11 protein-coding genes are annotated in these 13,271 nt (G+C 51.5%); 4 read left to right on the top strand and 7 right to left on the bottom strand.

Annotated elements, in window-relative coordinates:
- The first annotated feature begins 163 nt into the window (after window positions 1–163).
- Together KO508_RS17890 and KO508_RS17885 are read left to right on the top strand one after the other, a co-directional pair.
- Window positions 164–904, top strand: a complete 741-nt coding sequence (locus tag KO508_RS17890; RefSeq protein WP_200361805.1) for a response regulator — start codon at window positions 164–166, stop codon at window positions 902–904.
- 64 nt (window positions 905–968) lie between these two features.
- Window positions 969–2,537, top strand: coding sequence for an ATP-binding protein (locus KO508_RS17885; protein ID WP_216009618.1), 1,569 nt, complete (start codon window positions 969–971; stop codon window positions 2,535–2,537).
- A gap of 232 nt (window positions 2,538–2,769) precedes the next feature.
- Here the strand turns inward: KO508_RS17885 and KO508_RS17880 are convergent, their stop codons facing one another.
- Complete coding sequence (locus KO508_RS17880) at window positions 2,770–3,843, bottom strand: ABC transporter ATP-binding protein (protein ID WP_216009617.1); 1,074 nt, start codon at window positions 3,841–3,843, stop codon at window positions 2,770–2,772.
- Between the two features lie 5 nt (window positions 3,844–3,848).
- Complete coding sequence (argF, locus tag KO508_RS17875) at window positions 3,849–4,763, bottom strand: ornithine carbamoyltransferase (RefSeq protein ID WP_216009616.1); 915 nt, start codon at window positions 4,761–4,763, stop codon at window positions 3,849–3,851.
- Between the two features lie 241 nt (window positions 4,764–5,004).
- Here argF and grxD point away from each other — a divergent pair, with 241 nt between their 5' ends.
- On the top strand, window positions 5,005–5,331 hold the full coding sequence (gene grxD, locus KO508_RS17870) for a Grx4 family monothiol glutaredoxin (RefSeq protein WP_200361801.1): 327 nt from the start codon (window positions 5,005–5,007) through the stop codon (window positions 5,329–5,331).
- 12 nt (window positions 5,332–5,343) lie between these two features.
- Here the strand turns inward: grxD and KO508_RS17865 are convergent, their stop codons facing one another.
- The 5 genes from KO508_RS17865 to KO508_RS17845 all read right to left on the bottom strand — a co-directional run bounded on the left by KO508_RS17865 (window position 5,344) and on the right by KO508_RS17845 (window position 11,537).
- Entirely contained in the window at window positions 5,344–6,129 is a 786-nt protein-coding gene (locus KO508_RS17865) for an energy transducer TonB family protein (protein WP_216009615.1), read from the bottom strand.
- Between the two features lie 80 nt (window positions 6,130–6,209).
- Entirely contained in the window at window positions 6,210–8,408 is a 2,199-nt protein-coding gene (locus KO508_RS17860; RefSeq protein WP_216009614.1) for a DUF1631 domain-containing protein, read from the bottom strand.
- 199 nt (window positions 8,409–8,607) lie between these two features.
- A complete protein-coding gene (locus KO508_RS17855) occupies window positions 8,608–9,210 on the bottom strand; it encodes a Yip1 family protein (protein ID WP_216009613.1) in 603 nt (200 codons plus the stop codon).
- A 154-nt stretch (window positions 9,211–9,364) separates the two neighbouring features.
- Window positions 9,365–10,648, bottom strand: coding sequence for an HlyC/CorC family transporter (locus tag KO508_RS17850; RefSeq protein ID WP_216009612.1), 1,284 nt, complete (start codon window positions 10,646–10,648; stop codon window positions 9,365–9,367).
- Window positions 10,649–10,730: 82 nt separating this feature from the next.
- Entirely contained in the window at window positions 10,731–11,537 is an 807-nt protein-coding gene (locus tag KO508_RS17845) for a cytochrome C assembly family protein (RefSeq protein WP_216009611.1), read from the bottom strand.
- A gap of 181 nt (window positions 11,538–11,718) precedes the next feature.
- On the opposite strand from KO508_RS17845, the gene ffh reads away from it, so the two are divergent.
- Complete coding sequence (ffh, locus tag KO508_RS17840) at window positions 11,719–13,107, top strand: signal recognition particle protein (protein WP_216009610.1); 1,389 nt, start codon at window positions 11,719–11,721, stop codon at window positions 13,105–13,107.
- The last annotated feature ends 164 nt before the right edge of the window (window positions 13,108–13,271 follow it).

The raw sequence follows: 13,271 nt of genomic DNA, 5'->3' as shown, positions 1-13,271 counted from the left end.
GCGTTTTTAGGGCGCAGCGTCTAGAGTTTAACGTTTGTAATTGGGTGTAACCGCAGTGTAGTTCCATGTATATTTCTGAATAGCATGTATAATTACGGTTACATCAGGTTGCCTGCGCCGTTGGTTACAGGCAAAAACTGAACCCGGAAAAATAAAATCAGAGATGGATCCCGTGGAACAGACAAACGAAAGTTGGCGAATTCTTATTGTCGAAGATGACGAGCGGTTGGCTGAGCTGACCCGTGAATACCTAGAAAGCAACGGCCTGACCGTTTCACTAGAAACCCATGGAAGCCCTGCTGTGGAGCGAATCCGCAACGAGCAACCAGATCTTGTCGTACTTGATTTGATGTTGCCCGGTGAAGACGGTCTTTCTATTTGTCGTCGTGTGAGGCCGTTTTATTCTGGCCCTATCATCATGCTCACTGCACGTACTGACGATCTGGATCAGGTGCTTGGCCTTGAGATGGGAGCGGATGATTACATCAGCAAGCCCGTTAAGCCCCGCGTGTTACTGGCCAGAATACGCGCCATGTTGCGACGCGTTACGGAAAATGCGCAAAAAAATAGTGCAGAAGAAGTGAGCGGCGAAGAGCCTTCACGTCTTCAGTTCAACGATCTGATTGTGGATCGCGCTATGCGCGAGGCTTGGCTTGGCGAAGATAGCATAGATTTGACCAGTGCCGAATTCGATCTGCTTTGGCTGCTGTCCAGTAATGCTGGTCGAGTGTTGAGCCGGGAGGAGATCTTCACCGCCTTGCGGGGTATTGAGTACGATGGTCAGGATAGATCGATTGATGTTCGAGTGTCCCGGATTCGCCCCAAAATTGGCGATGACCCTGTTCATCCTCGCAGGATTAAGACCGTCCGAAGCAAAGGCTACCTGTTTGTGAAGGAAGTCTGAAGATTCAGTCTTTTGCGTCGGTACGGTTGTCTCGGCCGATGCTTCCGTGCCAGGGTTCTCCGACATGCCCCTGAACTTTTTTCTCAAATTATATGCCCGCCTTGCTGGCCTCACTGCACTGGTAATACTCCTCTGTATCGTCTTGTTTGTCGGCATAAACTCCGTACGTTCACAGTTCTGGCATGAACGCTTTGCCGAGCCGTTGATGCGCTGGCTCGCGTCTTCGCCGGCCCCTGAGCAACAGTATCACTGGCTGCCTCCTGAGTATGGGTTTCAGGTTGTAGACGCAGGGGATCCATCACTTTCACCAGTGATTCGAGAACGCTTGGGGTATGGTCAGATTGTTGCGGTTGAAGGCAGTCTGGGTTATCGGTTTTTGGTGAGCGGATTTCATGGCGAGGCATTGCAACTTAGAGCTTCCCAGCCCTATCGCGATATAGCCATCGTGTCTGCCCAGGTAATGCGGGTTCATCTTGATTCTGTCGGTTTAGAGGAGCGTGAGGAAGCTATTGAGCGGCTTTCAGGAAGTTTGAAGGCGCGTGTTCGGAGAGTGCAGAGCCCCGCAGCCTTGCCTGATGATGAGGTTCTCGAACGAGTGTACCGCCAAGGCTCGGCTTTTTACTACGACAACCAAGTAGCGCGGGTGCTTTTGCAGTTGGCAGATGGCGAGCTCGTTCTTGTTTCTTTGCCCGCACCGTTCAATCTCTGGGCATGGCCGGTCATCTTGTTGCTGTTGGTGGTCTCTGGAAGCGTGTTGGCGTTGGCTTTGTTTTTTGTGCTACGGGGTCTGGATAGCAACCTGCGTAAAGTAGAGTCCGTGGCCGTGCGTATTGCCCGGGGGGAGATGAGTGCTCGTGTGGAATCTGGTGAGGGCAGTATTGTCTCCCGGCTAGCTGCCGCGTTCAATGGTATGGCGGAGCATATACAGCGCCTTGTAGACGTTCAGCGTGAAATGATTCATGCGGTGTCCCACGAATTACGAACGCCGGTTGCGCGCATACGCTTTGGCGTGCAGATGATAGAGGACTGTCAGGGTCAAGAAGCCCTCCAGAAGCAGCTTGACGGCATTGACGGCGATATTCAGGAGTTGGATGAGCTCATTGATGAAATCCTGACCTATGCGCGCCTCGAACAGGGTGGCCCTGTGTTTTCTCTCGACGAAGCGTCCGTAACCGACATTGTTAGGCAGGTAGTAACCGAGCAGCAGCTTGTGCGCCCAGCTCTTAGCATCGTAGGCGAAATTGATGAGGCTTCCGAGCAATTAGCCATGGCCGATGTTGAGCCGCGTTATATTCATCGCGCAATACAGAACCTTGTGGGTAATGCAGGGCGCTATGCTTCGGGCAAGGTGCTTGTTCGTTGCAGTATCGACGAAGATCATTGCCGGGTCGATGTCGAGGACGATGGCCCGGGTATCCCCGAAGATGAGTGGGAGAAGGTTTTCACTGCCTTCGCTCGACTTGATGACAGTCGAACCCGTACCTCAGGTGGATACGGGCTTGGTCTATCCATCGTGCGAAGAATTCTATACTGGCATAACGGGCAGGCGTTTGTGAGCCGAAGTGACAGCCTTGGTGGTGCACGCTTCAGTTTGGTCTGGCCCCGCAAAAAACCAATGGAGCCAGAGCTATAGAAAGGTTGTGATGCAGGTCTTGGGCATTAACCTGATGTAACAAAGCGAATACACAAGTGCTACTGAACGTATTGCTGGTAACCTCAATACTTGTAGACGTAAGGGATGACTTTTGAGGTTGTGGTTCTTACGAACTTTCCTTGTTTCATTCGTCATTTGAGGGTCGGTTTTCCGGCCCTTTTTTTTATTTCTTTTTTAGCATCCTTGCATGCATTTCTGTATTTTCTACTGATCAGCTATTGCGCTCGAAAGCTATAAGGTGGTCGGCTTCTACCCGCACAGGAACTGTCTCGCCCAGATGGAAGTCTAAATGGCTTCTGAACAGCGCTTCAAATTCTGTATCTTCAGAGCACCGGAAGCGATAAAGCGTTGAGGTGCCCGCGAAGGTCTTCTCGACAACTTTCGGGCGCAAGTCGGAGGCCTCATCATAGACAATGTCATCGGGGCGGATAAGTACATCCACCAGAGTGCCGGAAGGCCATTTGTAGGCTCGGTTGCCGTGGATGATGCCAAGCTCGGATTCTATGATGTCCGGCCCAACGGTTTTGCCGGGGATAAACCCGCCTTGCCCCACAAAGCTTGCCACAAAACGGTTTACGGGTTCGTGGTACAGGTTATAAGGCACATCCCATTGTTGTATTCTCCCATTCTGAAGCACTGCCACCTGATCACACATGGCAAAAGCTTCTTGCTGGTCATGAGTGACCAGAATGGCACTGATGCCTAGGGTTTTCAGAATCTCGCGAACGTCGAGGCTGAGCCTACGACGCAGATCAGTGTCCAGATTGGAAAAGGGCTCATCAAGCAAAATGAGTGTTGGTTCCGGGGCCAGTGCACGAGCTAATGCAACCCGCTGCTGCTGGCCACCTGAAAGCTCATGGGGATAGTTGTCGGCCAGATCCTGTAGGTGAACGACGTGCAGTAACTCCATAACCTTGTGCCGCTTATCGGCCTTGTCGAGCCCGCGTAAACCGAAGCCAACGTTGTCGACAATGCTCAGGTGCGGAAACAACGCGTAGTCCTGAAAAACCATGCCGATGCGGCGTTTTTCAGGTGCCAGAGTGCGGCCGGGCAAGCTGATGGGTTGAGACTGCAAGCGTATCTCGCCGCCGGTCAGCGGAAGAAAGCCCGCCAAAGCCCGCAAAATGGTACTTTTGCCACACCCGCTAGGCCCCAGCAGGCAACCGATATCTCCGTGGCTGAGCGCAAAATTAACATCTTTTACAACGGCGTCGCCGCCATAGCCGCAGGTTAGGTTGTTTACTTCAAGCAACCAGTTGTGGGCGGTAGTATCAGGCGAACTCATACGTTTTAATCCAGACGGTTCAGAATCAGGAACTCCAGCAGTGCTTTCTGGGCGTGAAGCCGATTTTCGGCCTCGTGCCATATCACTGAGTTTGGATGCTCCATCATCTCGGCAGAAATTTCCTCACCACGATGGGCTGGCAAGCAATGCATTAACAGCGCGTCTTTATCGGCCACGTCCATCAACGCCTGATTGATCTGGTAATTACTGAAGGCTTTTTCCCGGGCCTTTTGTTCGTCTTCTTGGCCCATGGACGCCCAAACATCAGTGACAAGAAGGTTTGCATTGCGCGCTGCTTCCTCTGGCGCGCGCATGAGTGTAATGCGGTCGCTATGGGCTTTGATCAGTTCAGGGGATGGTTCGTAACCCTCGGGTGTTGCAACGTTCAGATGAAAATCAAACTGCATGGCGGCATTGATATAAGAGTGGCACATGTTATTGCCATCACCTATCCAGGCGACGGTGGCGCCGCGAATGCTTCCACGGTGCTCTCGATAGGTTTGCATGTCAGCCAACAGTTGGCAGGGGTGAAAGTCATCTGTGAGGGCATTGATGACTGGCGCTGAGGAAGCCCGCGCAAACTTTTCAACAGTGTCGTGGGCGAAGGTGCGAATCATTACCGCATCGACCATGCTGGAGATAACAATGGCGGAGTCTTCAATAGGCTCGCCGCGCCCAAGTTGCGTGTCCCGTGGGGAAAGAAACATCGCGGCGCCGCCCAACTGCGCCATGCCAGCCTCAAAAGAAACCCGGGTGCGGGTTGAGGACTTTTCAAAGATCATCGCCAGTACTCGATTTTTCAGAGAGTCCCTGACTTTGCCTTGGCGCCATTCGTTCCGGAGCTTGGTGCCATGATCTACCAAATTCTCCAATTCGGTTGTAGACATGTCATTCAGTGTCAGAAAATGCCTTGCTGCCATAGGATGGCCCTTACCTTGGTGAAGCCCTGGGTGAGTATAAATACTGGTGAAAAATCGGGGAGAACAAGTCTAGCCCTTCGCGTCAGTGATGACAACGCTGCGGCGCACAGGCTTGCCCTGTATCAAATTGCCGTGTTTGTTGAGGAGCCTAGCCAGCGTGTACAATAGCAGCCAGTCTGGGCGGGAAAAACGGCGCAACCAAGCGCACAGACCGCTCCGTTTTAACCAGAGGTGAATGTTCATGGATATTAACGAAACCATTAAAAATCAACTCGCAGAAAACCCGATCATTCTATACATGAAAGGGTCGCCCCAAGCTCCGCAGTGCGGCTTCTCTGCAAAGACTTCTCAGGCGCTGATGGCGTGCGGAGAGCGTTTTGCATTTGTGAACATTCTTGATAACCAAGAGTTGCGCGAAGGCTTGAAAGTTTATTCAAGCTGGCCGACCTACCCCCAGCTGTATGTTAACGGTGAGTTAGTTGGCGGCTGTGACATCATCATGGAGATGTCGGAAAACGGTGAGCTGGCTACTTTGGTGAAAGAGGCTGCAAAGCAAGCCGAAGCCTGAGTTTTATACCGATTAGAGTCGCGACGGAGCAAACACCAGTTTTACTTTGAAGCGGCTCTTATTGTTTTGAGCCGGCGGTGGCACGGGGTATGGACTAGCCGATAGTGCAGCTTGATACGCGGCTCTATCGATCGGCTCGATGCCTGTCGACTTGAGCACCCGCGCTCTGGTGAGCGCGCCGTTCCCTAAAAGTTGCAGTTCCAACTCCATCGTACTCGTTTCCGTCAGCTTCCTGATTGCGGGAATTCGCGATGTTTCAAGCTTAGTGGCCAAATGCATTGCGAGTTTGATCAGGTAGGGGTCCTGCTCAGCGGGTGATTGCGTAACCTTTGTGACTTCCTCAGCCGTTGGCTTTTCCGCCATCTGATTGCGGGCCCCGGGTTTAGACGGCGTGCTAGTGGGGGTTGTAATTGGAGTTGGTTGGGGTGAATCAAGTGTTTGCTTGGCTGGTGCAGCTTGCGAGCTTTCGCTAACCGGGGCCTTTTGAGGGGACTGGTGTGTTAAAAGCGATGGTTCGATAGGCTTCGGATTGGTGTTCATTGGCTCCGCCTTGAAGGGCGGATTATGGAAGAGGCTTTTTTTGGAAGGGCTCTCGTCACTAATAGATGCCGCTGCACTTTGAGGGCTATCTGCCGCTACCAACTCCAGATTCAGCTGCTCTCGGTGCTTTACAGGTGAGTCCTGCACAATAGAAGGAACCCCGGATAATAACACCGTATGAATCAGGAAAGCGGTTGATAAGGCAAGGGCGATCCGATATTTCGCCGGAAGGCTGTTGTTGCTGCCATACTCCAGCATTTAACCTAGATTTCTCCAATATTACGGAATGATCGCTGCATCGGGCTTGAGCCCGAATGTGGTTGCGGCCCAGAGCTCAATTAGGCGGTTTTACTGCGCAGTGAACCAACCACGGCATCCAGAGCCCGGTCAATGAGTGCTCCCTGTTCGAGCCGAGTCATTCGGCCGCGTCGCATTTCTTGGGCAAGTTCAATGCGGGTCTTTTCGATGACCTTCAGCCCCATGCGATTCACAAAAACGAAGCAGTCTGCTTCATCGATAATCGCTGAGAGCTTACAACGGAAGTTTGCACCGTTTACCAGCCGGAACTCTACCCAGTTACCAACCTCAATGCTGTCAACCTGAGCCATGTGCTCTGCCATAGCAGAGTCTTCGGGCTGGAGGTATGCAGCATTATGGCTCTCGGTAAAGGAGTCTTCTTGAACTGGCAGCTCTTCCGCTATTTCAATATTTGGGCTCGCACGGAAAGCTTCAGCCAATTCATGCTTGAGCAGGCCCATGGTGTCGTCAAGCTTTGTTGCATTGTAAGAAACTTCTTCCAGTCCTGCGCGCAGCGACTTAAGTAAGCCTGGAACAACGCGAACCCACTGATCCCGCTCGGAGTCATCTTCATGTGGGAGTAGGCACCAGATCAAATCATCAACCACTTTTACGCTTTCTTGCCAGCGATGCTCTACATCATCCCGAAGGTAGGCCAGAAACATAAACCGGCTCCAGCCATTAATGAGGATGTTATGCACCGGTTCTGGAAGACGGTAGCGTGCAACTCGCTCTTTTAAAACCCGGTCGACCAACTCTTGTGCTTTCTGGGATTTGATCCGACCGCGCTCCGATTCACGAGTGCGCTGCTCTACCAGAGACGACTTTCGGTTTTCTCTTGCAAGGAACTCTTCAAACTCTTGGTTTAGGCTCTCGAAGAGTGTGACGTCGCCATCAAACTCACAAAGAATTTTCTGCACAATACTGTGGATTTTTTCGTAGAGCTTGTCTCTAGCTTTTTCGTCGCTGTTGCTCCAACCGATTCCTGCTCGGGCGAGAGCATTGAGTAGCTTGCGCGCAGGGTGGGTCGTCTTGCTGAAAAAACTTTTATCCTTGAGGACAACTTTTAAGATGGGAATCTGCAACCGGCTGATGAGAACTTGCACCGGAGCGGACAAGCTGTAGTCATCAAGAATAAACTCGAACAGCATAGAGACAAGGTTGATTAGGTCCTCGTCTACTTCTTTCAAAGCGGGCTTCTTGCCGTCGCTGGTGTTGGTCTGGGCTAGAATTTGTTTAACCGCGCTGCGAAGATCAATCGTTAGGGGTTCGCCTTCGCTGAGGTTGTGCTCATTGCCCGTCTGGGTGCCCAAAGGCAGCGAAGCAAGCAGGCTAAAGAGTTCGCTTCCTCCAATAATTCGAATATCTGGGTCGTGCGACGGTGGTGACATGCCAGAGTTAGCCCTCTGGCGTGCCAACAGCTGGTGGATCTGATCAAAAACCGCGTTGTTGCTTGCAGCGTCGCCATCAGGCCGGTTTTGGTTCTGTTCAGACGCGTGTTCTTGGCTCTCGCGATTCCCTGAAGCGCTATGCTGTTGGCCTGTTTTGCCGTGAAAGCGAAAATTGGGGATGACGCCTGCCTGAACTAGAATTCTATTGGCTTCGTCTAGCAGCATGCCCAAATTGGAGACCACGTAGCGATCAAACTGCTTTAGCAGAATCAATCGTTCACGGATTTGTATCTCCAAAGCTTGAATAGCCTCGGTAAAGGCGCTGCAAAGGTGCTCAGGGGCCATAGGGTTGACCGGTGATTGATCCGATGCACCCTCGTAGACGTGGCTAAAGCGGGCTTGCAGCTGTATAAGGGGGCCCTGAAAATGGGCTTTAGCTTTGGTGATCATGGCGTTCAGAGCTACTTGCTCTTCAAGATCATCATTGCCGACGAGCGCTAAATTGTCTGCGTTTACCTGTTGCCCAAGAGAGTCTTCGTGTAATTGATCTGTATGGGGAGGGTTGGCAAAAAATCGCGCAACGGTATTTTGGAAGTGTCGCTCCACACCCTTGCGCTTGATGCGAATTTCTCGCATGGCTTCAAAGTAGCGGTTTTGCTCGTTGTTGCTGCGGGCATTGTTGGCCAACTCGAACAGCGAATCATCAACGGCATCAAACGCGCCCTGCAGCAAATCACCCAGTCCGGCGACAACGGTGTCGCGGATACGGGCGACCTCCGTGGGAACGGCTTCGTTGCTAGCGGTCCCTTTGTGGTCGCGGAGGTAATGTATGCCGGACTGCTTGTTCATAGCCGACTCCTGTTGATGGCTCAACCGAATTTATAATCGAGCCAGACTGCCTGTTTTGAGTTATAGGCTAAATCTACCTCATTTTCAGCTTGGTTAACATAATTAAAAACAAAGTTGCGCACTCAATCAAAAAATAAAGGGTGTTCCGCAAGAACACCCTTGTGGCAGTTAACTTATATTGGCTGGCGAGTTTCCGAGATCAGTTAACGTATATCGGGCCAATTCCTACGCTCCAAATAACCACGCTAATCGCAAGTAGACCAACAAACATAACCAGCCCGACCGTGAGTACAGCCGTGGCGAACATGAATCCCCGGTCTTCAGGGATCTTCATGAGAATAGGTAGTCCTTCATAAAGTAGGTATACAGCGTAGGCAATGGCAGCAAGCCCAGCCAACATATTCACCCAGATATTAGGGTAAACCGCGATAACGCCAATAAGGAACATGGGTGTTGCGGTGTAGGCAGCCATGGCAACGCCTCGTGGCGTCTGGTCGCCCGCATCGTAGGTCGCCGCAAAGAAATCGATAAACTTTCCGAGAATGAATATGCCAGCCAGCATGGCAGCGTAAAATAGTACGGACAGACTTAATGCACTGTTTGTAGACAGGCGGATGATCTGACCGTCACCGATTTGCCAGCCCACCTGAGTGGTTCCAACGAAGCCTGCGACGGCAGGTATAAGTGCAAGTAGCAATACGTGCCCTGTATAAAGGCGTGAAACAGATTCCGAATCTTTTCGAATAGCTTTCCATTGGTTGTCAGGGTTGGTCAGTAGGCCAAAGGTGTGTGTCAGGCTCATGGAAAAACTCCTTGCGATTATTGTTGTTTCGCATACGCCTTCAGTGTTGGTGCCAGATTGATATGCGTCAAGGAGCTGGTTACATTTTGATCTTTCTAGAGCAGGCTTCGCTATAACTGGAACGTCTATAGCGAAGAGTGGGAGTTGGCGTAGATTAGGTGATGGAGAGGGTTCGTTTTTTACGTTTTTTGGGATGAACAATTGCTGCCTTTACAACATTGTCTTTGATTTGAAGCACTTCTACCCGATGGCCGTCTACTTTGAGGCAAACGTTGGTGTCAGGGATGTTCTCAAGGGTCTCGGTGATCAAGCCATTGAGGGTTTTCGGGCCATCGATGGGCAGTTTCCAGCCGAGAGTTTTATTAATTGTGCGCACAGCGGTTGTGCCGTCCACAATGAACGTGCCGTCTTCCTGTGGAATGATGTCGGGGCTGGTTGCCGCATAATCGGTAGTGAACTCACCAACGATTTCTTCAAGAATGTCTTCCAGCGTGGCTAGCCCGAGTACATCGCCGTACTCATCCACAACTATGCCAAACCGGCGCTTACCCTTTTGGAAGTTGATCAGCTGGGTATTAAGGGGTGTGCTCTCCGGCACAAAGTAAGGCTCCTGGCAAAGCTGCAAGATCATGGCTTTGTTAATTTCTTCCTGTTGTAACAGCTTGGTAGCGCTGCGTAGGTGCAGAATGCCTTGTATCTCATTGATGTCGCCTTTGAAGACGGGCAGGCGCGTGTGCTGGCTGTTTCTCAATTGACGCAAAATGGTGTCTGTGTCGTCGTCCAAATCGATGCCGGAGACGTCGTTTCGGGGAACCATGATGTCGTTCACCGTTACCTTTTCGAGATCCAAAATGCTAACCAGCATGTCTTTGTGTTTAGCTGGGATAAGTGCGCCAGCTTCGTTCACAAGCGTTCTGAGTTCTTCTCGACTTAGGTGGTCGCTGGCAGCGTCATTCGGTGAAATTCTTAAAATCCTCAGAATGGCACCTGTAAATAGGTTGACCGCCCATACGACGGGGTAAAGAACCTTCAGTAGGGGGCCGAGAATGTAGCTTGCAGGAAATGCAATTTTTTCGGGAAATAGTGCGGCAAGGGTTTTCGGCGTGACTTCCGCAAAAATCAGAATCACTATCGTTAGAAGAAGTGTCGCTATGGCTATGCCCGTATCGCCCCATATGCGTATGGCTATGACTGTCGCTATGGACGAGGCCAGAATGTTAACGAAATTATTGCCTATAAGAATGATGCCGATTAATTGATCGGTGCGCTGCAACAAGCCTTGGGCACGCTTTGCACCTTTGTGGCCTGTCTTCGCCATGTGTTTCAGGCGATACCGGTTCAGTGACATCATTCCGGTTTCGGAGCTGGAAAAAAATGCCGACAGCATGATCAGCCCGACAAGAGTTATCGACAGCGCAGTAAGCGATGTACCGTCCAAACTAAAGGTATCCTTATGTTGCTGGCATTTAGCGAAATTTGGTTCTGATTGCGCCCGGTGTCAAGAGGTAATGGAGCGGGAGTTAGCCTCCATTCTGAAAGACAAGCTCAAGCGCAAATTTGCTGCCATAAAACGCCAGCATCAAGAGTGCGCAACCAGCCAGTGTCCAGCGGCTTGCGGTCATGCCTCGCCAGCCCTTGGTGTAGCGCCCTACTAGCAGGGCTACGAAAACCAGTAGCGAGAGTATGGAGAAAACGGTCTTATGGGCCAAGTTCTGGGCAAACAGGTTTTCTATAAAAACTGCGCCCGTCACAATGGCAAGAATCAGCATAACCACACCGGCCCAGACCATTTCGAAAAGCAGGGACTCCATGGTTTGCAGCGGCGGCAAATTGCGTAGCAGGGGGCTATTATAATTCTGCTTAAGTTGTCGGTTCTGGAAGTAAAGCAAGGTTGCCTGTATAGCCGCCAGAGAAAACAGGCTGTAGGCTGTCACTGATAATGCGATATGAGAAAGTACTCCATAGCTCTCATCGGAAACCAGTCGCGACGGTGTATGCGTGATCAAGGCCATTATGATGGTGAAAGCTGCCAGTGGGTAAACACCCAAAAAAAGGCTTTGTACCGGCTTTCTTAGGTTTAGCCCCAGCAGTAAAAAAACGATCAGCCAGGAGATCAGCACCGAGCTTTTGAAAAACCCCAGATCAACACCTCCATCATGGTGGATGGTTTGGGTAATCAGAAGTCCGTGGGATGTGAGTGCCAGCATGCCAATAAGGGTGGTGATGGCAATGTTGCTTTGTACACGCCCACGAAAGTGAAGCGCCTGCAAAGCGGTGCCGACGCTATACAGAAAAAGAGAGGTGACCGCGAGAATCAGCGTTCCCATAACTTCCTTATTCACCACTGTGCTGGCTGGAGATCGGCAAGCTTGGCTGCCGATTTGACCGGGTTGGTCGTTTCAGGACGATAGTCTGGTTATAATGTCGCGAATATGCAACAGGAATCAAGGAGCCAAAGCTGGCTCTGAGGTTTGTGCACTCAATTAACCCGGGGTACGGAAGAGCAACATGTTTGAAAACCTCCAAGACCGACTTTCCGGTAGCCTGCGCAAGATTTCCGGTCAGGCGCGGCTCACCGACGACAATATAAAGGACACTCTTCGGGAAGTGCGCATGGCGCTGCTGGAGGCCGATGTCGCCTTGCCGGTGGTAAAGGACTTTGTTGAGGGTGTCCGGCAGCGGGCGATCGGGCAAGAAGTTCAGCGCAGCCTCACTCCCGGCCAAGTATTTGTGAAAGTGGTTCAGCAGGAGCTGGAACGAGTGATGGGTGAGGGGAATGAAACCCTTAACCTAGCCGTTCAGCCCCCCGCTGTGATCATGATGGCAGGCCTTCAAGGCGCGGGTAAGACCACGACAGTTGCGAAGTTGGCGCGTTTTCTAAAAGAGCGCCAAAAGAAGTCTGTCTTGGTGGTGAGTGCTGACGTCTACCGACCTGCAGCTATTAAGCAGTTGGAAACGCTGGCGGGAGAAGTAGGTGTTGAGTTTTTCCCAAGTACCGCGGATCAGGATCCGGTTACCATTGCCGAGGGTGCTGTTGCGGCAGCCCGCAAGAAACACATTGATGTTGTCATTCTGGATACCGCCGGTCGCCTGCACGTTGACGAGCAGATGATGGGCGAGATCGGTCGGCTGCATAATGCGGTCAAGCCGGTGGAAACTCTCTTCGTGGTCGATGCCATGACAGGGCAGGACGCCGCTAATACAGCGAAAGCGTTCAACGATGCCCTGCCATTGACTGGTGTGGTGCTAACTAAAACCGACGGTGATGCCCGTGGCGGTGCTGCGCTTTCGGTCCGGCATATTACCGGTAAGCCCATTAAATTTATGGGTGTCGGTGAAAAGTCCGATGCTTTAGAGCCATTTTATCCAGATCGGGTTGCGTCTCGGATTCTGGGTATGGGCGATGTGCTCTCTCTTATTGAAGAGGCGGAGCGCAAGCTGGACCAGAAAAAGGCCCAGAAGCTCACGAAGAAAATCAAGAAAGGCAAAAGCTTTGATCTGGAGGACTTCAGGGATCAGCTCCAGCAGATGAAAAATATGGGCGGTATCGGTGGCTTGATGGATAAGCTTCCGGGCATGGGGCAAATGGCACAGGTGGCCCAGCAGCAAGTCAACGATAAGTCTATGGGGCAGTTGGAGGCAATCATCTGTTCCATGACATCAAAAGAGCGCCGTTACCCCGATGTTATCAATAATTCCCGTAAGCGCCGCATAGCTGCTGGCTCCGGAACGCAGATACAGGATGTTAACCGTCTGCTCAAGCAGCACAAGCAGATGCAAAAGATGATGAAAAAGTTTAGCAAAAAGGGCGGAATGGCGAATATGATGCGCGGTCTTGGTGGTATGATGCCGCCGGGCGGTGGCGGCGGTGGAATGCCTCCGTTTGGCCGTATGTAAAATGCCTTACAAGGAAAACCTGCATTCAGTCTGTTTGCCTGTTTTCTTTGGCGTATTTTTAGCATAGAATAGCGCCCCTTTCGAGTATGGATCTCCGCGTCAGCCACGGTTGTGGCAAGCGTGAAACGTACAAAGTTCGTATAACAGAACAGGATATTGGTTAA

The sequence above is a fragment of the Marinobacter salexigens genome (assembly GCF_018860765.1).
Lineage (GTDB): Bacteria > Pseudomonadota > Gammaproteobacteria > Pseudomonadales > Oleiphilaceae > Marinobacter > Marinobacter salexigens_A.
The sequence above is the reverse complement of the archived record's forward strand: the minus strand, read 5'-3'. Positions and strand labels throughout refer to the sequence as shown.

Excerpts from the sequence above, each read along its gene's own strand:
- KO508_RS17845 (WP_216009611.1), bottom strand. The coding sequence starts at position 11,537 with ATGGGAACGCTGATTCTCGCGGTCACCTCTCTTTTTCTGTATAGCGTC.
- KO508_RS17865 (WP_216009615.1), bottom strand. The coding sequence starts at position 6,129 with ATGCTGGAGTATGGCAGCAACAACAGCCTTCCGGCGAAATATCGGATC.
- KO508_RS17890 (WP_200361805.1), top strand. The coding sequence starts at position 164 with ATGGATCCCGTGGAACAGACAAACGAAAGTTGGCGAATTCTTATTGTC.
- KO508_RS17885 (WP_216009618.1), top strand. The coding sequence starts at position 969 with ATGCCCCTGAACTTTTTTCTCAAATTATATGCCCGCCTTGCTGGCCTC.
- grxD (WP_200361801.1), top strand. The coding sequence starts at position 5,005 with ATGGATATTAACGAAACCATTAAAAATCAACTCGCAGAAAACCCGATC.
- KO508_RS17860 (WP_216009614.1), bottom strand. The coding sequence starts at position 8,408 with ATGAACAAGCAGTCCGGCATACATTACCTCCGCGACCACAAAGGGACC.
- argF (WP_216009616.1), bottom strand. The coding sequence starts at position 4,763 with ATGGCAGCAAGGCATTTTCTGACACTGAATGACATGTCTACAACCGAA.
- KO508_RS17880 (WP_216009617.1), bottom strand. The coding sequence starts at position 3,843 with ATGAGTTCGCCTGATACTACCGCCCACAACTGGTTGCTTGAAGTAAAC.
- ffh (WP_216009610.1), top strand. The coding sequence starts at position 11,719 with ATGTTTGAAAACCTCCAAGACCGACTTTCCGGTAGCCTGCGCAAGATT.
- KO508_RS17855 (WP_216009613.1), bottom strand. The coding sequence starts at position 9,210 with ATGAGCCTGACACACACCTTTGGCCTACTGACCAACCCTGACAACCAA.